This window comes from Caballeronia humi (assembly GCF_001544475.1).
Lineage (GTDB): Bacteria > Pseudomonadota > Gammaproteobacteria > Burkholderiales > Burkholderiaceae > Caballeronia > Caballeronia humi.
In genome coordinates, this window is record NZ_FCNW02000001.1 from 16,249 (window position 1) to 35,753 (window position 19,505).

Annotated in this window: 24 protein-coding genes and 1 tRNA gene; 16 read left to right on the forward strand and 9 right to left on the reverse strand. The window is 64.5% G+C overall.

Going from position 1 to position 19,505, the window contains the following annotated elements; genetic code table 11:
- Complete coding sequence (locus AWB65_RS00065) at positions 1-636, forward strand: riboflavin synthase (protein WP_087665221.1); 636 nt, start codon at positions 1-3, stop codon at positions 634-636.
- A 5-nt stretch (positions 637-641) separates the two neighbouring features.
- On the opposite strand, the gene AWB65_RS00070 is transcribed toward AWB65_RS00065, so the two are convergent.
- Entirely contained in the window at positions 642-1,013 is a 372-nt protein-coding gene (locus AWB65_RS00070) for a type II toxin-antitoxin system RelE/ParE family toxin (RefSeq protein ID WP_087665222.1), read from the reverse strand.
- A complete protein-coding gene (locus AWB65_RS00075; protein ID WP_087665223.1) occupies positions 1,010-1,324 on the reverse strand; it encodes a type II toxin-antitoxin system Phd/YefM family antitoxin in 315 nt (104 codons plus the stop codon). The genes AWB65_RS00070 and AWB65_RS00075 overlap by 4 nt, the downstream gene beginning before the upstream one ends.
- A gap of 184 nt (positions 1,325-1,508) precedes the next feature.
- Here AWB65_RS00075 and ribBA point away from each other — a divergent pair, with 184 nt between their 5' ends.
- From ribBA to AWB65_RS00095, 4 genes are read left to right on the forward strand one after another with little or no spacing between them, the layout of a single operon-like run.
- Complete coding sequence (gene ribBA / locus AWB65_RS00080; RefSeq protein ID WP_087665224.1) at positions 1,509-2,666, forward strand: bifunctional 3,4-dihydroxy-2-butanone-4-phosphate synthase/GTP cyclohydrolase II; 1,158 nt, start codon at positions 1,509-1,511, stop codon at positions 2,664-2,666.
- A gap of 48 nt (positions 2,667-2,714) precedes the next feature.
- Complete coding sequence (gene ribH, locus AWB65_RS00085; protein ID WP_087665225.1) at positions 2,715-3,218, forward strand: 6,7-dimethyl-8-ribityllumazine synthase; 504 nt, start codon at positions 2,715-2,717, stop codon at positions 3,216-3,218.
- Complete coding sequence (gene nusB, locus AWB65_RS00090) at positions 3,215-3,649, forward strand: transcription antitermination factor NusB (RefSeq protein WP_087665226.1); 435 nt, start codon at positions 3,215-3,217, stop codon at positions 3,647-3,649. The genes ribH and nusB overlap by 4 nt, the downstream gene beginning before the upstream one ends.
- 36 nt (positions 3,650-3,685) lie before the next feature.
- A complete protein-coding gene (locus AWB65_RS00095; protein WP_087665227.1) occupies positions 3,686-4,879 on the forward strand; it encodes a pyridoxal phosphate-dependent aminotransferase in 1,194 nt (397 codons plus the stop codon).
- A 64-nt stretch (positions 4,880-4,943) separates the two neighbouring features.
- Here AWB65_RS00095 and AWB65_RS00100 read toward each other — a convergent pair whose 3' ends face one another.
- Positions 4,944-6,134 (reverse strand): lytic transglycosylase domain-containing protein, encoded by a 1,191-nt coding sequence (locus tag AWB65_RS00100; protein WP_087665228.1) that lies wholly within the window; start codon positions 6,132-6,134, stop codon positions 4,944-4,946.
- Between the two features lie 553 nt (positions 6,135-6,687).
- Between AWB65_RS00100 and AWB65_RS00105 the strand changes: the two genes are divergently transcribed.
- Genes AWB65_RS00105 through AWB65_RS00115 form a run of 3 tightly spaced genes read left to right on the forward strand, consistent with a single transcriptional unit; the run spans position 6,688 to position 9,974 of the window.
- Positions 6,688-8,289 carry a UbiD family decarboxylase gene (locus AWB65_RS00105; RefSeq protein ID WP_087665661.1) on the forward strand — a complete coding sequence of 534 codons (1,602 nt, stop codon included), beginning with the start codon at positions 6,688-6,690 and terminating at the stop codon, positions 8,287-8,289.
- On the forward strand, positions 8,286-9,278 hold the full coding sequence (locus AWB65_RS00110; RefSeq protein WP_087665229.1) for an asparaginase: 993 nt from the start codon (positions 8,286-8,288) through the stop codon (positions 9,276-9,278). The genes AWB65_RS00105 and AWB65_RS00110 overlap by 4 nt, the downstream gene beginning before the upstream one ends.
- A gap of 27 nt (positions 9,279-9,305) precedes the next feature.
- A complete protein-coding gene (locus AWB65_RS00115) occupies positions 9,306-9,974 on the forward strand; it encodes a LysE family translocator (protein ID WP_087665230.1) in 669 nt (222 codons plus the stop codon).
- A gap of 4 nt (positions 9,975-9,978) precedes the next feature.
- Here the strand turns inward: AWB65_RS00115 and AWB65_RS00120 are convergent, their stop codons facing one another.
- From AWB65_RS00120 to AWB65_RS36585, 3 genes are all read right to left on the reverse strand, one after another.
- Positions 9,979-10,944 carry a threo-3-hydroxy-L-aspartate ammonia-lyase gene (locus tag AWB65_RS00120; RefSeq protein ID WP_087665231.1) on the reverse strand — a complete coding sequence of 322 codons (966 nt, stop codon included), beginning with the start codon at positions 10,942-10,944 and terminating at the stop codon, positions 9,979-9,981.
- A 136-nt stretch (positions 10,945-11,080) separates the two neighbouring features.
- On the reverse strand, positions 11,081-11,401 hold the full coding sequence (locus AWB65_RS00125) for a hypothetical protein (protein WP_087665232.1): 321 nt from the start codon (positions 11,399-11,401) through the stop codon (positions 11,081-11,083).
- A gap of 320 nt (positions 11,402-11,721) precedes the next feature.
- A complete protein-coding gene (locus AWB65_RS36585; RefSeq protein ID WP_167354150.1) occupies positions 11,722-11,883 on the reverse strand; it encodes a hypothetical protein in 162 nt (53 codons plus the stop codon).
- Positions 11,884-12,110: 227 nt separating this feature from the next.
- On the opposite strand from AWB65_RS36585, the gene AWB65_RS00130 reads away from it, so the two are divergent.
- From AWB65_RS00130 to trmB, 5 genes are all read left to right on the forward strand, one after another.
- The gene (locus AWB65_RS00130) at positions 12,111-13,055 is read left to right on the forward strand and encodes a Rossmann-like and DUF2520 domain-containing protein (RefSeq protein ID WP_087665233.1); all 945 of its coding nucleotides are present in this window, start codon (positions 12,111-12,113) and stop codon (positions 13,053-13,055) included.
- A gap of 191 nt (positions 13,056-13,246) precedes the next feature.
- Complete coding sequence (locus AWB65_RS00135) at positions 13,247-13,567, forward strand: EthD family reductase (protein WP_087665234.1); 321 nt, start codon at positions 13,247-13,249, stop codon at positions 13,565-13,567.
- A gap of 81 nt (positions 13,568-13,648) precedes the next feature.
- Positions 13,649-14,209 carry a YggT family protein gene (locus tag AWB65_RS00140; protein ID WP_087655142.1) on the forward strand — a complete coding sequence of 187 codons (561 nt, stop codon included), beginning with the start codon at positions 13,649-13,651 and terminating at the stop codon, positions 14,207-14,209.
- Positions 14,210-14,272: 63 nt separating this feature from the next.
- A tRNA-Gly gene (locus tag AWB65_RS00145) sits at positions 14,273-14,347 on the forward strand.
- Positions 14,348-14,449: 102 nt separating this feature from the next.
- Positions 14,450-15,184 (forward strand): tRNA (guanosine(46)-N7)-methyltransferase TrmB, encoded by a 735-nt coding sequence (gene trmB, locus AWB65_RS00150; protein ID WP_087665235.1) that lies wholly within the window; start codon positions 14,450-14,452, stop codon positions 15,182-15,184.
- A gap of 67 nt (positions 15,185-15,251) precedes the next feature.
- Here the strand turns inward: trmB and AWB65_RS00155 are convergent, their stop codons facing one another.
- From AWB65_RS00155 to AWB65_RS00165, 3 genes are read right to left on the reverse strand one after another with little or no spacing between them, the layout of a single operon-like run.
- Positions 15,252-16,085 (reverse strand): undecaprenyl-diphosphate phosphatase, encoded by an 834-nt coding sequence (locus AWB65_RS00155; RefSeq protein WP_087665236.1) that lies wholly within the window; start codon positions 16,083-16,085, stop codon positions 15,252-15,254.
- A gap of 56 nt (positions 16,086-16,141) precedes the next feature.
- Complete coding sequence (locus AWB65_RS00160; RefSeq protein ID WP_087665237.1) at positions 16,142-16,729, reverse strand: DUF1439 domain-containing protein; 588 nt, start codon at positions 16,727-16,729, stop codon at positions 16,142-16,144.
- A gap of 60 nt (positions 16,730-16,789) precedes the next feature.
- Positions 16,790-17,074: a YkgJ family cysteine cluster protein gene (locus AWB65_RS00165; protein WP_087665238.1), complete on the reverse strand. Its 285-nt coding sequence runs from the start codon at positions 17,072-17,074 to the stop codon at positions 16,790-16,792.
- A gap of 120 nt (positions 17,075-17,194) precedes the next feature.
- On the opposite strand from AWB65_RS00165, the gene AWB65_RS35375 reads away from it, so the two are divergent.
- The 3 genes from AWB65_RS35375 (at position 17,195) to AWB65_RS00175 (ending at position 19,481) form a co-directional block, all read left to right on the forward strand.
- Positions 17,195-17,437: a hypothetical protein gene (locus tag AWB65_RS35375; RefSeq protein ID WP_125474054.1), complete on the forward strand. Its 243-nt coding sequence runs from the start codon at positions 17,195-17,197 to the stop codon at positions 17,435-17,437.
- Positions 17,438-17,472: 35 nt separating this feature from the next.
- Positions 17,473-18,852: an amidase gene (locus AWB65_RS00170; protein WP_087665239.1), complete on the forward strand. Its 1,380-nt coding sequence runs from the start codon at positions 17,473-17,475 to the stop codon at positions 18,850-18,852.
- A gap of 110 nt (positions 18,853-18,962) precedes the next feature.
- Positions 18,963-19,481, forward strand: a complete 519-nt coding sequence (locus tag AWB65_RS00175; RefSeq protein ID WP_087665662.1) for a disulfide bond formation protein B — start codon at positions 18,963-18,965, stop codon at positions 19,479-19,481.
- Positions 19,482-19,505: the final 24 nt, after the last annotated feature.

A 19,505-nucleotide genomic window follows, 5' to 3' on the forward strand; every position in this document is an offset into this window, starting at 1 on the left:
ATGTTTACTGGAATTGTCGCGGCGGTTGGCCGCATCGAAAAAGTGACGCCGCTCGGCACCGAGCCGGAAGCGGGCGTGCGCCTGACGGTGGCGGCAGGCGGCCTCGATCTCGCCGACGTCGAACTCGGCGACAGCATCTCGATCCAGGGCGCGTGCATGACCGTGATCGAAAAGTCGGCGGCTTCCTTCGACGTCGACGTATCTCGCGAAAGCCTGAACAAGACGGCTGGCTTGGGTGCGGCGGGCGAGGTCAATCTCGAAAAAGCGCTGCGCGCGCATGACCGGCTGGGCGGGCATCTGGTGTCCGGACACGTCGACGGATTGGGCGAAGTGACACGCTTCGAGCGCGTCGGTGAATCGCACGAATTGCGGATTCTCGCTTCACGTGATATCGGCAAGTACCTGGCTTACAAGGGCTCGGTGACGGTCAACGGCGTGAGCCTCACGGTCAATACGGTGAACGACCGCCCCGACGGTTGCGAATTCTCGATCAACCTGATCCCGCACACGGTGGAAGTGACGACGCTCAAGGCGCTCGCGGCAGGCACGAAGGTCAATCTGGAGATCGACCTGATCGCGCGCTATGTCGAGCGGATCCTGAGCGTGTCGGCAACGGGGAACGACGGCAACGCTTGAGCACGTCAACGGCCGCTCAGCCAGAGGTGCTCGAAGTCCTCGGAAGTCTGCTTGAAATGACGGATGGATAAGAGCGAGACGACGTCGGCGGTTTGCACATAAAGGATGACGTAATCCTTGAGCATGTATTCGCGCACGACGCCGTCTTCCAGTGCTCGCCCGGCCAGCAGTTCGCATCTCACGAGAGCGTCGAACGTGTCAGGTTTCGCGTCGAGGAATGGCCGCCCCATCGAAGGAAAACGCTCGAGCCGCGCGATCGCGACCGTTTCGATCTCTTCGTGCAGGCGATCGTAGCCAGCAGGAAACTGGACCTCGTCCCAGTACGCTTCGATGGCCGACAGCCTGGCCCTGAAGGTCGCCGTGAGATGCACGCTCACTGCTCTTCCGATTTTTTCCGAGCCTCCGCGCGACGCTGCCGGATGCCCGCCATCGCAGTCCTCGCGTCCTCCACGCGGCCTGCCTTGATATCCGCCAGGCCCGCATCGACGTCGGCCAGCAACTCCAGATGGATACGCGCTCGCTCCATTCGATAATACCTGTCGAGCTTGTCGACGCTGATCATCGCGACGTAGCTTTCGCCGTTTTTCGTGATGATCTTCTCGGCGCCCGCACTCACTTCGTCGGCAAGTTCCGAGAGATTCGCGCGCGCCTGCGAGAGCGGGATGATGTCTTTTGCTGAGAAAGCCATGGCTGGCTCCGCGATCTGAATAGTACATAACATTGTACAGAATTCGCGCTGTAGAGTTGACGAGCCCCCAGTATGACGATTCGCTCCCGCGACCAGCACTCGTCCGAATGGCATACGTCTCAGAAAAGCGGCCCGACCATCGGCGGTGGCGTAAAATACGGCCTTTCCCGTTCCGGACGTCATCATGTCGCTCGCTTCTACCCTCGAGATCATCGCTGAACTCAAAGCCGGCCGGATGGTGATCCTCGTCGACGAAGAAGACCGCGAAAACGAGGGCGACCTCGTCATCGCCGCCGAATTCGTCACGCCCGAGGCGATCAATTTCATGGCGCGCTACGGCCGCGGCCTGATATGCCTCACGCTCACGCAGGAACGCTGCCGCCAGCTGAACCTCCCGCCGATGACCCACCGCAACGGCACGCAGTACGGCACGGCGTTCACGGTCAGCATCGAGGCGGCCGAAGGCGTCACGACCGGCATCTCCGCCAGCGACCGCGCCCGCACGATCGCCGCGGCCGTCGCGCATGACGCGCGCGCCGAGCACATCGTCCAGCCGGGCCACGTGTTCCCGATCCAGGCGCAGCCGGGCGGTGTACTCGTGCGCGCGGGCCACACGGAAGCCGGCTGCGACTTCACCGCGCTCGCGGGCCTGACGCCCGCCGCCGTGATCTGCGAAATCATCAAGGACGACGGCGAGATGGCGCGCCTGCCCGACCTGATCGAATTCGGCCAGCAGCACGGCCTGAAAATCGGCACGATCGCCGATCTGATCCACTACCGCAGCCGCACGGAATCGATCGTCGAGCGGGTAGCCGAGCGCACGATGCAGACCGCGCACGGCGCATTTCGCGCGGTGCTGTATCGCGACCAGCCGAGCGGCTCGCCGCACATCGCGCTGGTGCGCGGCACGCCGTCGCCCGATCTGGAAACGCCGGTGCGCGTACACGAGCCGCTTTCCGTGCTCGATCTGCTGGAAATCGACTCGTCCACGCACTCCTGGACGCTCGACGCCGCCATGAAGGAAATCGCGTCGCGCGATCTGGGCGCGATCGTGCTGCTGAATTGCCACGACTCGAAGGAACATCTGGTCGACGTGTTCCAGGCCTTCGACCGCAAAGACAAAGCCGATCAGCTGAAGCGCCGTCCGGTCGACTTCAAGACGTACGGCATCGGCGCGCAGATCCTGCGCGAACTGGGCGTCGGCAAGATGCAGGTGCTGTCGAATCCGCGCAAGCTCGGCAGCATGTCCGGCTATGGCCTCGAAGTGACGGGTTTCATCCCGATGCCGGGCTGCCCCGCCACGTCGGCCGATGCCGCCATCGCTCATCTGCGCTCGGTTTGAGAAAATCGCGGCGCGACCACACAAACACCCAAAAAACGGACTCAATCAATGGAAATCGGACAATATCAGCCGAATCTCGACGGTGACGGACTGCGCGTCGGCATCGTGCAATCGCGCTTCAACGAACCGGTCTGCAACGGCCTCGCCGATGCGTGCATCGAAGAGCTCGAGCGCCTCGGCGTAATCGGCCAGGACGTGCTGCTCGTCACTGTGCCGGGCGCGCTGGAAATTCCGCTCGCGCTGCAAAAACTCGCCGAATCGGGCCAGTTCGACGCGCTGATCGCGCTCGGCGCCGTCGTGCGCGGCGAGACTTATCACTTCGAACTCGTGTCAAACGAGAGCGGCGCGGGCATTTCGCGCATCGCGCTCGACTTCGGCACGCCCGTCGCGAACGCCGTGCTCACGACCGAGAACGACGAGCAGGCCGTCGCCCGCATGACGGAAAAAGGCCGCGACGCGGCGCGCGTGGCGGTGGAAATGGCCAACCTTTCGGTGGCGCTGGAGCAACTCGGCGGCGACGACGAAGAAGACGAAGACGAGGACCGCGCATGAAGAGCGCTCGACGCCGCTCGCGTGAACTCGCGACGCAAGGGCTTTATCAGTGGCTGCTGTCGGGCGCGCCCGGCGGCGAGATCGACGCGCAGTTGCGCAACGCGCAAGGCTTCGACAAGGCCGACCACGACCACCTCGACGCGATCCTGCACGGCGTGATCAAGGAAGCCGACGCGCTCTCCGCCGACCTGCAGCCGTGTCTCGACCGTCCGGTCGAGCAGTTGTCGCCGGTGGAGCGCGCGGTTTTGCTCGTCGCCGCGTTCGAATTCAAGCATCACGTCGATATTCCGTATCGCGTGGTCATCAACGAGGCGGTCGAACTGACGAAGACGTTCGGCGGCTCGGACGGCTACAAGTACGTGAACGGCGTGCTCGACAAACTCGCCGTGCAACTGCGCCCGGCTGAAGCGCAAGGCCGTGGCCGCGGCTGATTTCAAGACGATTTTTCCCTCATTGGACCTGCAACGATGAACACCCTTGCCGAACCGCTCGTGCGGCTGGCCGCCCGCGTGGACGCCATCGAGCCGTTCTATGTCATGGAGCTGATGAAGGAAGCGCAACTGCTGGAAAGCCTCGGGCGCGACATCATTCACATGGGCATCGGCGAGCCGGATTTCACCGCGCCCGAACCGGTGATCCGCGCGGCGTCCGACGCGCTCACGCGCGGCGTCACGCAGTACACCAACGCGCTCGGCATCGCTCCGCTGCGCGAGGCGATCGCGCGGCATTATCGGGATGCGTTCGGGCTTGAGATCGATCCGGAGCGCGTCGTGGTGACGGCGGGGGCATCGGCGGCGTTGCTGCTCGCGTGCATGGCGCTCGTCGATCACGGCGACGAAGTCCTGATGCCCGACCCGTGCTATCCGTGCAACCGCCACTTCGTCTCAGCCGCCGACGGAAAGCCCGTCCTGATCCCGAGCGGCCCGGCCGAGCGGTTCCAGTTGACCGCCGAACACGTGGAGGCCCACTGGGGCGAGAAAACGCGCGGTGTGCTGCTCGCGTCGCCATCGAATCCGACTGGCACGTCGATCGAACCGGCTGAACTGCGGCGCATCGTTGAGACGGTGCGGGCGAAGGGCGGCTTCACGATCGTCGACGAGATTTATCAGGGCCTGAGCTACGACGCGAAGCCGGTCTCGGCGCTCTCCTACGGCGACGACGTCGTGACGGTGAACAGCTTCTCGAAGTACTTCAGCATGACCGGCTGGCGGCTCGGCTGGCTCGTCGTGCCGCCCGCGATGGTCGGCGCGATGGAAAAGCTGTCGCAAAACCTGTTCATCTGCCCTTCGGCGCTGGCGCAGCATGCCGCCCTAGCCTGCTTCGAGCCGGAAACGCTCGCGATCTACGAGGCGCGCCGGCTGGAGTTCAAGCGGCGCCGCGACTTCATCGTGCCGGCGCTGCGTTCGCTCGGCTTCGGCGTGCCGGTCGTGCCGGACGGCGCGTTCTACGTCTACGCCGACACGCGCACGGTCGCGCACCCAGCCGCCGGCGACAGCGACGCGCTCACCCGCTCGATGCTGCACGACGCGGGCGTCGTGCTCGTGCCGGGCGCCGATTTCGGGTTTCATCAGCCGAACGAGTACATCCGGCTGTCGTACGCGACGGCTTATTCGAAGCTGGAAGAGGCAGTCGATCGGCTGGCGAAGCTTTTCCGCCGCTGATTTCCCTGGCTCCGAACGCAAAAAAAGGCACCCGCAGGTGCCTTTTTTTGCGTTTTTCAGAAACTCAAGCGCCCAATTCCGCCGACGCCACATGCTTCGGCGCGCTGTCGCTGACCGCGTCATTCTGATCCTGCGACGGAGCGTCCGACTTCGGCGCCGTGATGGCCTTCGCGCCGTCAAGCGTCGCGTGGACGCGCTTGCCGCCATCCGACGACGCCGACGTTGCCGAGGCGAGCACCTGCTTCGGAGCCGGTTGCGCCGGCGCTTGCGGCGCGTTGATCGGCACGTTGCGGCCGCGCGCGACATCGCGCAGACGCGTACGCTCGGCCAGCACCTTCGCGCCGTAGCCGCCGTCGTCCTGCGTGCTCGAACCCACGTAATAGCGCAAACCGCCCGCCACCGAACCGCCGCGAGCGATGCAATCCTTCAGCACAAGCGCGCCGACCTTGATGTTCGCGAGCGGATCGAGCGCCGCGTGTGAGCCGCCGAAATACTCGAATTTGTCCGAATGAACTTTCGACATCACCTGCATCAGCCCTTGCGCGCCGACGCCGCTTTCCGCGTACGGATTGAAGCCCGATTCGATCGCCATCACCGAAAGCAGCAGGAGCGGATCGAGGCCGACTTCGCGGCCGGTGTCGAACGCCGCGCGCACGAGTTCGCTGACCGGGTCCTGCGCCACGCGATACCGCCGCGCGATGAACGTCGCCACGAGCTTCTGCTCGCGCGTCGAGACGAGCACGCGATCGTCGCGCGCATCGGCGACGACGCGTTGCGACGGGATCGCGTTCGCGAGCGCCATGACGGTCGGCAGCGTGCGCGGATCGAGCCCGTTCGGCGACACGGCGAGGCTGATGCCGCCCGTAAGCTGGCGCGTGCTGTCATCATCCGTCGATGCAGCGCCGAGCGACGGCGGCGGCGCGGCGGCCAGGGCCGCAGGCGTGGTGGCGGACTGCGCGGCCTTCGCCTGCGCGACCTCCAGTTCGAGACGGCGGCCGGCGGCGAACGCCGGCAACGGCTGGCCCGCGAGCAGCCGCGCGGGGCCAGCCTGCACGGCGGCCGAGACCATCGGCATGATCCGTGCTGCAAACGTACCGCGCCATGAAGGAAGCAGCCAGAGTGCGAGCGCGGTCAACACGGCCGCGCAACCGACCAGACTGAAGAGATAGTGACTCATGCGCGTTCCGCGACGCAGCGCGACGCGCAGTCTCTGCGCGATGCGTGTGTCCGGACGCAACGACAACCAAGCGTTCATTAGTGCTCCCATGTTGCATTGGTTTTCAGCTGATTAATACCAATAGACCGGCATCGAAAAAGCAAAAACCAGACACCGCTCGCCTCTTGGCAAGCGTTGAGCGGCATCGGGAAAACGGCATGCGCCGTCTGGGAAGCCGGTCCGGAACATTCCGTTTCCGGGAGCGTTCGGTACGAACCACATACCGGGGCGCTGGAGGCTTCCACGCGAAAAACCGGCGGAAAAGAGCGCCGGCAAGAAATTACGGCAACGCAACCGAACGGCCCATCCCCGGGTTTCGTCGGCTCATCGCGACCTCAAAGTTCTGAGGAAAAGTAAAAAGTTGCAAAGACAACTTATGATGTTGACCGATTCTAGGCGACGGTTTAATGATCCGTCAATGCTATAGACCGGTGTTTCAATTACTTACAGTTATAATGAACGGTGTTTAGGCGGCCGAACGCACCTGTTTGTGCGCTTTCCTATAAGAATGCACTGAATGTCCGTGATCGCACGGACATCGATACAGGTAAAATCGACAATCGTCTTGCGCGCCGCGCATCTCTCGAATTCGATGAAATATAAAGACCTGCGCGACTTCTCTGCCCGCCTCGAATCGCTCGGCGAATTGCGCCGCATCCGTCAAAGCGTCTCTCCCGTCCTGGAAATGACCGAACTCTCCGACCGCGTGTTGCGCTCGGGCGGCCCGGCGTTGCTTTTCGAGACGCCAGCCGGACATTCGATTCCCGTGCTCGCCAATTTGTTCGGCACGCCGCGACGCGTCGCGCTCGGCATGGGGATCGAAGCGGAGTCGCACGGACCGGACGATCCCAGCCTGCTTTCGGACACCGCCGCGCTCGAATCGCTGCGCAACGTCGGGCGGCTCCTGTCGGCGCTGAAGGAACCCGAACCGCCGAAGGGCCTGAAGGACGCCGGCAAGCTGCTGTCGCTCGCGAAGGCCGTCTGGGACATGGCGCCGAAGACCGTCAGTTCGCCGCCGTGCCAGGAAATCGTGTGGGAAGGCAGTGACGTCGATCTCGCGAAGCTGCCAATCCAGACTTGCTGGCCGGGCGACGCCGGTCCGCTCGTCACTTGGGGCCTGACCGTCACGCGCGGGCCGAACAAGCCGCGCCAGAACCTCGGCATCTACCGGCAGCAGTTGATCGGGCGCAACAAGCTGATCATGCGATGGCTCGCGCATCGCGGCGGCGCGCTCGATTTTCGGGAGTTCGCGATCGCTAATCCGGGCAAGCCGTATCCGGTCGCAGTCGTGCTCGGCGCCGATCCCGCGACGATTCTCGGCGCCGTCACGCCGGTGCCGGACACGCTCTCCGAATACCAGTTCGCCGGACTTTTGCGTGGCGCCAAAACCGAACTCGCGAAGTGCCTGACACCGGGCGTCGATACTTTGCAAGTGCCCGCGCGCGCGGAAATCGTGCTCGAAGGGTTCATCTATCCGCAGGACGGCAAGCCTGAGCCAGCAGCCGCAGGCGTGCCGCCGCGGCCGTCGAAGGGTGCGTCGGCGACCTACGAGCACGCGCTCGAAGGCCCGTACGGCGACCACACCGGCTACTACAACGAGCAGGAGTGGTTTCCGGTCTTCACCGTCGAGAAAATCACGATGCGCCGCGACGCCATCTACCACTCGACCTACACCGGCAAGCCGCCCGACGAACCCGCCGTGCTCGGCGTCGCGCTGAACGAAGTCTTCGTGCCGCTGTTGCAGAAGCAGTTCACAGAGATCACCGATTTTTACCTGCCGCCCGAAGGCTGCAGCTACCGCATGGCGATCGTCCAGATCAAGAAAAGCTATCCGGGCCACGCGAAGCGCGTGATGTTCGGCGTCTGGAGCTTCTTGCGGCAGTTCATGTATACAAAGTTCATCGTCGTGGTCGATGAGGACGTCAACATCCGTGACTGGAAGGAAGTCATCTGGGCGATCACGACGCGCATCGATCCTTCGCGCGATACGGTGCTCGTCGACAACACGCCGATCGACTATCTCGATTTTGCGTCGCCGGTGGCGGGCCTCGGCTCGAAGATGGGGCTCGATGCCACGAACAAGTGGCCGGGCGAGACGGATCGCGAATGGGGCCGCCCGATCGTGATGGACGACGCGGTGAAACGGCGCGTCGATACGCTGTGGGACGAGATCGGACTGGGGAAGCGCACATGAAGGCGGCGACGGTTTATCGCGGCGACGCGGTCGAAAACACGCATGCGGCGCACGTCGCGGTCGTCGATGGCGCGGGCCGTTTGCTGCATTCGTTCGGCGATCCGTATCGCGTGACGCTCGCGCGTTCGGCGGCGAAGCCCGCGCAGGCGCTCGCCGTGCTCGAAACCGGCGCACTGGAGCGCTTCGGCTTCGACGATGCCGATCTCGCGCTCATGTGCGCATCGCACAGCAGCGAGGCGCGCCACATCGAGCGGACGCGCGCGATGCTCGCGAAGGCGCGCGTCACAGAAACCGACATGCGCTGCGGCGGCCATCCGCCGATCTCGGACGCGGTCTGGAAGGACTGGATCAGGCGCGATTTCACGCCGACGCCCGCCTGCAGCAACTGCTCGGGCAAGCACGCGGGCATGCTCGCGGGCGCGCAGGCGATCGGCGCGGCACTCGCCGATTACCACTTGCCGGAGCATCCGCTGCAGATGCGCGTGAAGCACACGATGGCGCAAGTGCTCGATCTCGCCGACGACGAAGTCCAATGGGCCATCGACGGCTGCAATCTGCCGACGCCCGCCTTCCCGCTCGACCGCCTCGCGCGGCTCTATATGAAACTCGCCGCAGCCGAAGCGAACACGCCGCTCGCGCGAATCTATCGCGCGATGACGACGTACCCCGAACTCGTCGCGGGCGAAGGACGGTTCTGCACGCAACTGATGCAGGCGTTCGACGGCGCGCTCGTCGGCAAGCTCGGCGCCGATGCGAGCTACGCGATCGGCGTGCGGCGGCCGGAAGGCGCGCTCGGCATCGCGGTGAAGGTCGAGGACGGCAACGTCACCGTGCTTTACGCGATCGTCGCGGAGGTGCTGGAACAGCTCGGCATCGGCGCGTCCGCGCAGCGCGAGCGGCTTGCGGCGTTCCGCCATCCGCCGATGAGAAACACAATGGGCGTCGAAACCGGTCGGCTCGAAGTATCGCTGAAACTCGAACGCCACTAATCACCAATAAGAAAGGAAGTACCCGCGATGCATTCGTGGTCGTTGTTGTCGGATGGATTTTTTCTGTCGCTGTCGCTGTGTCTCGATATTGGCATCGCCAACGTCGCGATCATTTCGCTCTCGCTCTCGCACGGTTTCAAGCCGGGTTTCGTACTCGGCCTCGGGACCTGCGCAGGCGACTTGTTCTACGCGACGTTGGCGCTCGCGGGCATGTCGGCGCTGTTGCAATTCACCACGGTGCGCTGGGTCGTGTGGATCGGCGGGGCGATCGTGCTGCTCTTCTTGACGTGGAAGATGGCGCGCGAGGCGCTTTATCCGGCGTCGGCGCCGCCTGTCGAAGGCGAGGCGGACTTCACCACGTCGCGCCCGAGCCACGCGAAAAGCTTTTTGCGCGGCGCGCTGCTCGCCGTGTCATCGCCGAGCGGGATTTTGTGGTTTGCGGCCGTCGGCGGCGCACTGATCGCGAAGGCCGGCGCGACGAATCCGGCGAACGCGTCCGTGTTTCTCACGGGCTTTTTCATCGGCGGACTCGGCTGGACGCTCCTTATCTGCCTCCTCGCGAGCCACGGCCGCAAGCGCGCGGGCACGACGCTCCTGCGCGCGTGCCACGTGATGTCGGCCGTCTTGTTCGCGTATTTCTCGTACAGCGTGATCGTGGACGGCTATCGCGATTTGATCGTCCACGCGGCCACCTGAAGCCTCAGGCAAGAAACTGCGCGAGCCGCGCCAGATCGACGTTGCCGCCGCTGACGATCACGCCGACGCGCTTTCCTTCCACTGGAACGACCTTGTTGAGCACGGCCGCCGCCGCCAGACACCCGGTCGGCTCGACGACCATCTTCATGCGCTGCGCGAAGAACCGCATCGTCTCGATGAGCTGGGCATCGCTCACGGTGACGATCTGATCGACATGCCGCTGGATGATTGGAAAGTTGTATTCGCCGACGTGCGTCGACGCGGCGCCATCGGCGATCGTGCGCGGTACGTCGATATGCACGATCTCGCCGCGTGCGAGCGACTGCTGCGCGTCGTTGCCCGCTTCCGGCTCGACGCCGATCACCTTGCACGACGGACTCAGCGCCGCCGCCGCGAGCGCACAGCCACCGATCAGCCCGCCGCCCCCGAGACACACGAACAGGTAATCGAGCGGCCCTGTTTCTTCGATCAATTCCTTCGCCGACGTGCCCTGCCCCGCGATCACGTGCGGATGGTCGTACGGAGGGATCAGCGTCATGCCACGCTCCTCGGCTAGCTTGCGGCCGAGCTCCTCACGATTTTGCGTGTAGCGGTCGTAGGTGATCACTTCGCCGCCGTAGCCGCGCGTCGCTTCGATCTTCGCGGCGGGCGCGTCTTCCGGCATGACGATCGTCGCGCGGATGCCCGCGAGTCTCGCCGACAGCGCGATAGCCTGCGCATGATTGCCCGACGAGTACGTGATGACGCCGGCCGCGCGCTGGCGTGCGTCGAAATGCGAGAGCGCGTTGAAGGCACCGCGGAATTTGAAGGCACCCATGCGCTGGAAGTTCTCGCACTTGAAGAAGAGCGAGGCGCCGGCGCGTTCGTCGGCGGTGCGCGAAGTCAGGACGGGCGTGCGATGTGCGGCGCCGGCGATGCGCTCGGCGGCATCGGCGACGTCTGCGTAAGTCGGGGCGGGAAGCGTGGACATCGGAGGGATTTGGCGGACGTTGGGGAATCGTCATTGTCCCAGTTTCGCGCCACAAATGAAAAGAAGCCCCGCGGCGCCTGAAATGCAAAGCGGCGCAACTGGTGTCGCGCCGCTTTTATCTCGATTCCGACGCTTCTCAGCGTCTGTAACCGTGTCCGTAATAGCCGTGGCCGTGGCCCCCGCCGTAGTAACCGCGGCCATAGCCGCCGTAATACCCGCGATTCCAGTACGGACGGCCCCAATATCCATTGACGACGACCGGCGGAGGCGCGTACACCACCGGCGGCGAATAAACGACCGGCGGCGGCGGCGCGACATACACGGGCGCGGGCGGCGCGGCATACACCGGATAGGCCGGCACGCCGATGCCGATACCCACGGAAACATGCGCCTGTGCAACGCTTGCGGCCCCGACGCCGAGCGCTGCTGCAACCATAAAAGGGACGATCTTTTTCACTTTCTTTCTCCTCGTCGCGCGCTCAATCACCCGACTGAGCCTGTGCGACTGTATGAAAGAAATCTAGCGAAAAAGCCGCGCGTCCGCAGTTTCCATTTGTACCAAATTGCAATTCGTATTACGTCGATGGAACATTGCAAAAATCGATGCCAGGCGTAGCGCCCGCGCCGGTGAACGGTCGTGCCAGGCGGCGCAGTCGATGGGGCTTATAGCGGTAGTCAGCTATGAAAGCTGCGGTAATTTTTGATTACAAATGAGTTGGAAAAGCCCCGCGGAACGGGCGTTCAACGGGGCTTTTGAACAGCCGTTACGACGATGAGCTAACCCACCTTGACGTAAGCAAACTCCCGCGTGACGTTAGGCGGCACATAGGCAGCGCCGATGACGACGCGCGGCGTCAGACGCTTTTTCTGATCCCACCAGCGGCGCCGCTGGGCCTGACTCAGGAACCGCAAATGTTTTCGGTAAGAAAAAATGCTCATGGCGACCTCCGAACGTAGCGAATGACAACCACAAAGGAAAGACAGCGACCTGAAGAAAAGCACTTGAAAGACGCAATCCCAATGCACTGCAAAACCGGTTTCGTTGTTCTCATACTGCCGGCCGAAGCGCTGCGAGCCGCGTGGGCGAGCGATCCTCGGGTTGCGCGATACTTTCTGCTGACGCCTGATTCCCGCCTTACCTATTCCTCATATCTGGAGCACAAAACATGCCATATTCAGCGACGCCGCGCCTCGGTTTCGTCGGCGCCGGACGGCTTGCACGCTGCGTCGCCCGTGCGTGGTCGCGCGCGGGCTACCCCGTTGCCGCCATCGCGAGCCGCTCGGCGGGTCCGGCGCGCGAACTCGCGGACCAACTGCCCGGCTGCATCGTCGCCGATGACCCGCAACGGGTCGCCGCGTGCTCCGATATCGTCTTTTTGACAGTTCCCGACGACGAAATCGGTGCGGCGGCGAACGCTCTGCAAATCGTTCCTTCCGGAAGCGGCGCGCGCGCCGTCGTGCACTGCAGCGGCGCCACTCCTGTCGATGTTCTCGCGCCGGTGCGCGCCCAGGGCGGCGATATCGGCGGCTTCCATCCACTCTATCTTTTTGGCGGCATCGACGGCGACTTGACGCGCATCCAGGGCTGCTCGGTGACGATCGAAGCGCCGCCGCCGCTCGCTGAAACGCTTACGGGGCTTGCCCGTGCGCTCGGTTGCCACCCACTTTCGATCCCGCCTGGCGGCCGCATGCTGTACCACGCCGCTGCTCACTATGCTGCCAGTTTTGCGCTCTCAGCGCTTTCTGAGACCGTCTCACTTTGGCAACAGTTAGGGTTTTCCGAGGACGATGCCCTGCGGGCCGTCCTGCCGATGCTCGCCGGCACGATCGAGACGGCGCGCGACAAAGGGCTCGCCGGCGCGCTTGCCGGGCCGGTGTCGCGGGGCGATGCGGGGATCGTCGAGAAGCAGTTGGCGCTGCTCGACGGACTCGGCGGCGATCACGCGCTGCTCTACGCGCTGATGACCCGGCGCGCGGTGGAACTGGCGCGACGGCGTCCGGTGCCGCCGTCGACGGGGGCGCTCGCGACGATCGAACGAGCGGTCGAAAACGTCGTCGCGGGGCGGGGTGCCGTGCCGCGCCCGACGCTCGGTTCTGAGGCCGGCGAGTGACGCTTTCAATCCGTCAGACAACGCGCACAAGCGGCGCTGAAGCCATGATATGGTGACGACCGGCGCCCCACCGTCGATCGACGGTGGGCGGGGAACGAAGCCGCCGCGCACCAGAAGCGCCAGCAGCAACGCACAGCAGTAACCCGTAGTATCAGCCGCGACGCATGAGATTCCAGCAAAGAGAACGAACAATGATCAAGGTCAGCTTCCTGTATCCGTATCGCGAGAATGGCCGTTTCGACGTCGACTATTACTGCAACCGTCACATGCCGCTCGCGGCCGCGCGCCTGGGCGATGCAGTGAAAGGCTGGTCCGTCGACGCAGGTCTCGCAGGCGCCGCGCCCGGCTCGCCGCCGCCGCACGTGGCCGTCGGGCATCTGCTGTTCGATTCCGTCGAGGCGTTTCAAAAGGCGGTCGTGCCCGCCGCGCGCGAGCTTCAGTCCGACCTCGCGAATTACTCGGATGGCCCCGCTCCGACGATCCAGATCAGTGAAGTACGCGCGGCCGTCTGAGCTGCTGCGCCACTCCTTTCGTTTTCCCAATGACCCGGCGCAGAAAGCACGACGCTGCGCACGCATAAAAAAGGACCAAAGATGTTCGGCGATATCGCCCGTTTTCTGCTCAACACCCTGTTCACGCTGTTCGGCGCCGCGCTTTTGCTGCGCGCCTGGATGCAGGTCGTCCGCTTGCCGCCTTACAACCCCGTCTCCAATGCCGTCATGCAGGCGACCAACTGGATCGTCCTGCCGCTGCGCAAGATCCTGCCGGGCGGCAAGATCGACTGGGCGAGCATCGTCGCGGCGATCATCGCGGCGCTGGTGTACGTGGTGCTGATGGTCGTGCTCGCGGGCGTCGACCCGATGCTCATGGCGCCGACACTCCTCCTCGTCGCCGTGCTGACCGTGGTGAAATGGGCGCTGAACCTGGTCATCTGGGTGACGATCCTGATGGCGCTCTTGTCGTGGCTCAATCCGCAGTCGCCCGCGATGCCGATCCTCTATCAGATCACCGCGCCTTTCCTCGATCCGCTGCGCCGCATCCTGCCGCGCCTCGGCGGCATCGATCTCTCGCCGATACTGCTCTTCGTCATCGTGCAGGTGCTGCTGATGGTGGTGACGCGGGTCGCGGTATCGATGACGCTGTTTGGTATCTGAAAGCCGCACGCCGGGCCGCCGATTGCGTTTTCCGGTGGCCTGCGCTTACAATAGCCGGCTCACGCGGGCGTCGTATAATGGCTATTACCGTAGCTTCCCAAGCTACAGACGTGGGTTCGATTCCCATCGCCCGCTCCAGACATCGAACAAAAAGCCGCCTCCTCAAAGGCGGCTTTTTGATTTTCAGCGGCGCGGTTTGTCCGTCCGCCGCGCATCGAATCACACACGCAGCGCCCACCGATGAACCACGATCCCCAAGACGAAGCCACCGACAACGCCGCCCAGACCGACATTGCCGACGACACCCCGCACCATCGCCGCATCCGCAGCTTCGTGACGCGCGCGGGCCGCGTGTCGACGGGACAGCGGCGCGCGCTCGACGAATTCGGTCCGCGCTTCGTGGTCGGCTATTCGGACGCGCAGCCGGACTGGGACGCCGTGTTCGGCCGCGAGATGCCGCGCGTGCTGGAAATCGGCTTCGGAATGGGCGGCACGACGGCGGAGATCGCGGCCGCGCGTCCCGCCGACGACTTCATCGGCGTCGAGGTGCACGAACCGGGCGTCGGCGCACTGCTGAAGCTGATTGGCGAGCAGTCGCTCCGCAATATCCGAATCATCCAGCACGACGCCGTCGAGGTGATCGAGCACATGATCGCGCCGCAAAGCCTCGACGGGGTGCACATCTATTTCCCCGATCCGTGGCATAAGGCGCGACACCACAAGCGCCGGCTGATCCAGCCGAAGTTTGTCGCGCTGCTGGTGTCGCGGCTGAAGCCGGGCGGCTATATCCACCTGGCGACCGACTGGCAGAACTACGCCGAGCAGATGCTGGAAGTGCTCTCAGCGGAGCCGGCGCTCAAAAATACCGCCGATGGCTACGCGCCCCGCCCCGATTACCGCCCCGTCACGAAATTCGAGCGGCGTGGGATCAAGCTCGGGCACGGCGTGTGGGATCTTGTTTTCAGGCGCGTATAAAACGCTCTACAACAATGCAAAACGCCACGGCATGCCGTGGCGTTTTTCTTCGTCAGCGCGAACCGGCTTATTCCGCCCAGCTCAACCCGCCGCTATATCCAACGATCAGAATCAGCAGCCCGAACCCGATCCGATACCACGCGAACGCCGTGAAATCGTGCGTCGCGACGTAGCGCAGCAGCCAGCGAATGCAGACGAACGCGCTCACGAACGCTGAGACGAGACCGATCGCGAAAAGGCCGGCGTCATCGACGGAAAGGGTCTTGTAGACCTTCGCCAGTTCGTAAAGCGTCGCGCCGAAGATGATCGGGATCGCGAGAAAGAACGAGAATTCGGTCGCGACGCGACGTTCCAGCCCGAACAGCATCCCGCCGATGATCGTCGCCCCCGAGCGCGACGTGCCCGGGATCAGCGCGAAACATTGCGCGAGGCCGACTTTAAGCGCGTCCATATAGGAGAGCTCGTCGACAGAGGTCACCGTGGGCGCGGCGCCGCGGTCGCGATTGCGCGCTTCGGCCCACAAAATCACGATCCCGCCGACGATCAGCGCCACCGAAACCGGCACAGGAGAAAACAGCACCGATTTGATCGATTTCTCGAACATGAGGCCGAGAATGATGGCCGGAATCGTCGCAATGATGACGTTGAGCGTGAAACGGCGCGCTTCGGGCCGCGTCGGCAGACCGGCGACGACGGCGCCGATCTTGCGGCGATATTCCCAGCAAATGGCGAGGATGGCGCCGAACTGGATCACGACGTCGAACGTTTTGGCTTGCGCGTTGCTGTAGTTGAGCAGGCTGCCCGCGACGATCAGATGTCCCGTACTCGATACCGGCAGGAATTCCGTCAAGCCTTCCACGACGCCGAGAACCAGCGCCTTGCACATAAGAATCCAGTCCATCCGTCAGCCCTTTCGCTTTTTTTTCGCTGGTTCAACGCAGCCGGCGCAGGTTTCACTCACTTTTCGAGAATCTGCACACGTATACCGTTTGTAAGGACCGTGATTGTACCGGGTTCATAATTCACCCCGGCGAATTGCAACTGTTCGGGCTTGAACGTGTAGACCGGATAGCGGTCGAGCAACTGCGTCGCGAGGAGCGCACCCGCCGCGTTGATCTGCTGGTTGTACTGGGCGGCGTCGCCGGTGACTTGTGAATCGTCGACGCTCGGCGACATCAGGATGACTGAATGGCTCGGCGCATCGTAGGCGAGCTGGCTCGACAGCGTGAACACGCCGTTCACCGGATTCGGCATGAAGGGCGTCGACAGCCGCGCCTGAAGCCGCACGGTCACGCGATTGCGATCCGGCGACAAACCGACCGTCGGATTGCTCAGGACGACGTCGAAAATTTGAGATGCGGTGCGTTGCAGCGGGAACTTGCGCGCGACCGCTTCCTGGACTTGCTGCTGCGAGAAGTCGTAGTGATCGGGGATGAACGGAAAAATCGATGCTGCGCCGGCCGGGGTGGCGAGCGCGAGCGCGGCGGCGCTCGCGAGGCCGGCGAGCAGGAACCGGCGCCGTTCGAGCGCGACGGTTTGAGTCATGCGAAATCCTCCAGTTTTTTATCGCGCCGGACCGGCGAGCGGATATTCGACCGCGTGCGCTCAATCCGGTTGCGTTTCTATTTCGAGACGAGCGAGCCAGGTGAGGGCGTCGTCACGCTCGTCACCGCACATTTGCGATGACGGCTGCAGGCCGGAGCAGCAAGCCGGCCGGCGCGGATCGCCGAAGATCATACAGCGCAGATCGTCGCCCAACTGGATGCACGCGACGCCCGCAGGCTTGCCGTCCGGCATGCCCGGAATCGCGCTCGAAATCGACGGCGCGATACAGCACGCGCCGCAGCCTTCGCGGCACGCATGAGAGTTCGACGACACATCCCGTGACATAGCGATCCAGAACAAACGGTTAATTCAGCATTCTCCCATGGCGTGCCGATGCGGCGTTATCACGCAACGAGCCCCCGGCGCGTGCCGCTACACTCGGCTGATCCGTCGAAGGCGCAAGCCATGTTCACCGCTCTTTCGACCGGTATCTCGGGCAGCAAAGCCCGCAGCCGTATTCGCGGACAATTTGAGGACCTGGGCCGCCGCGCCATCGTCCCGGCACGTCGCGCACGGGCAAGGCGATTGATCTCGCGAAAGAACGCGCCTCTCGCACTGCGCGAGCACCCCACTACCACCGCTGCCGCCGCCTCCGCCTTCGCTTCCTCCGCCCCAAACAGTATTTATTACTTCAGTGGCATAGAATGACAGCCACCCGCGCCGACCGCTCCAACCTCGAGACCATGCCGACTCAATCGCCCCAGTTTGCCCCGCTTGCCCAGCTTGCCGCCGACCTCCGCGCGAACCGCACGACGAGCCGCGCCCTCGTCGAGCACGCGCTGGAACGCATCGAAGACACCGCCGGACAGGGCTCCACCGTATTCCTGCAAGTCGATGCCGTTGCCGCCCGCGCCGCCGCCGATGCCCACGATGCGTTGCGCCGCGCCGGCACCCTGCTCTCGCCGCTCGCGGGCATCCCGGTATCGATCAAGGATCTCTTCGACATCGAAGGCCAGGTCACGCGCGCGGGCTCCCGCGTGCTGGACGACGCCCCGCCCGCGAAGGCCGACGCGCTCGCCGTCGCCCGGTTGCGCCGTGCGGGCGCGGTGATCGTCGGCCGCACGAACATGAGCGAGTTCGCGTTCTCCGGTCTCGGCCTGAACCCGCACTACGGCACGCCGCGCTCGCCGTACCACGCCAATGTGCCGGGCGACGAGCGGATTGCGGGCGGATCGTCGTCGGGGGCGGCAGCGTCGGTCGCCGACGGCATGGCGGCCGTCGCGCTCGGCACCGACACCGGCGGCTCGATCCGCATTCCATCGGCGCTCTGCGGCCTCACCGGCTTCAAGCCGACCGCGAGCCGCATCCCGATGCAAGGCGGCCTGCCGCTCTCCACGTCGCTCGATTCATTCGGGCCGATCGGATTGTCGGTGGCGTGCTGCGCGCTCGTCGACCGGATTCTCGCCGCGCGCGAGCCCGAGGTGCCCGCCACGCGCCCGCTCGACGGCGTGCGCCTTGGCGTGCTGACGAACTACGTGACCGACGGCGTCGACGAGACCGTCGCGAGCGCGGTCTCGACGGCGATCAAGCATCTGTCGGCAGCGGGCGCGCTCGTGGAAGACGTGCGCTTCGCCCCGCTCGACCGCCTGCCGGAAATCAACCGCTTCGGCTTTGCGCCGATCGAGGCGTACGCGTGGCACCGGCCGCTGCTCGCCGCCCATTCGGCCGGCTACGACCCGCGTGTGCTCGTGCGCATCATGAAGGGCCAGCCCGCGAGCGCCGCCGATTACATCGACTTGCTGCAGGCGCGCGCCGCGATGATCGAAGCCGCGCGCACGACGCTCTGGCAGCGCTTCGACGCGATCCTTTGCCCGACGGTGCCGGTCGTGCCGCCGCGCATCGCCGATCTCGAACACGACGACGACACCTTCGGCCGCGCCAACGCGCTGATCCTGCGCAACCCGAGCGCGTTCAATTTCCTCGATAGCTGCGGCCTGTCGCTGCCGTGCCATCCGCGCGGCGGCGCGCCGGTGGGCCTGATGCTGTCCGGCGCACCGCACGCGGACGACGCGCTGCTGTCGATCGGACGCGCCGTCGAAGCCGTCCTCGCCCCCACGCGCTGAATTTGTCAGGACGGGGTTCGCGCTAGAATCCCGTTGACCCGCGCGCAGTTTCAGGTGCTTTCTACTCGAATCGTTTGCAATACATGAACAACTCTCTACACCATTTCACGATGCATGAAGAAGATCGCGGCCTGCGTCGTGAACGGCGGCTCCTGCTTCTGCTCGCATTTGTGTGCCTGGCGCTCGTCGGCGGCGCGTTGTATCTGCAGTTCTATCGCGGCGAGGATCCTTGCCCGCTTTGCATCATCCAGCGCTATTTCTTCGTGCTGATCGCCGTGTTCGCGTTTCTCGGCGCGGGGCTCAGAAGCTGGCGCGGCGTGGCTGTGCTCGAGGCGATGGTCGTGTTGTCGGCGATTGGCGGGATCGTGGCGGCGGTGCGGCACGTCTATGTGCAGGCACGGCCGGGCTTCAGTTGCGGGTTCGATACCTTGCAGCCGATCGTCGACGGGCTGCCGCCCGCGCGCTGGCTGCCGCAGGTGTTCAAGGTCGCGGGGCTGTGTGAGACGCCGTATCCGCCGATTCTCGGGCTGTCGCTGCCGCAGTGGTCGTTGATCGCGTTTGCGGTGGTGCTTCTGGCGGTCGGCGGGAGTTTGTGGAGCCGGCGTCGCGTTCGGGATGCCGGGATCTGATCCGCTTGCCGCGCGATAGAAAAC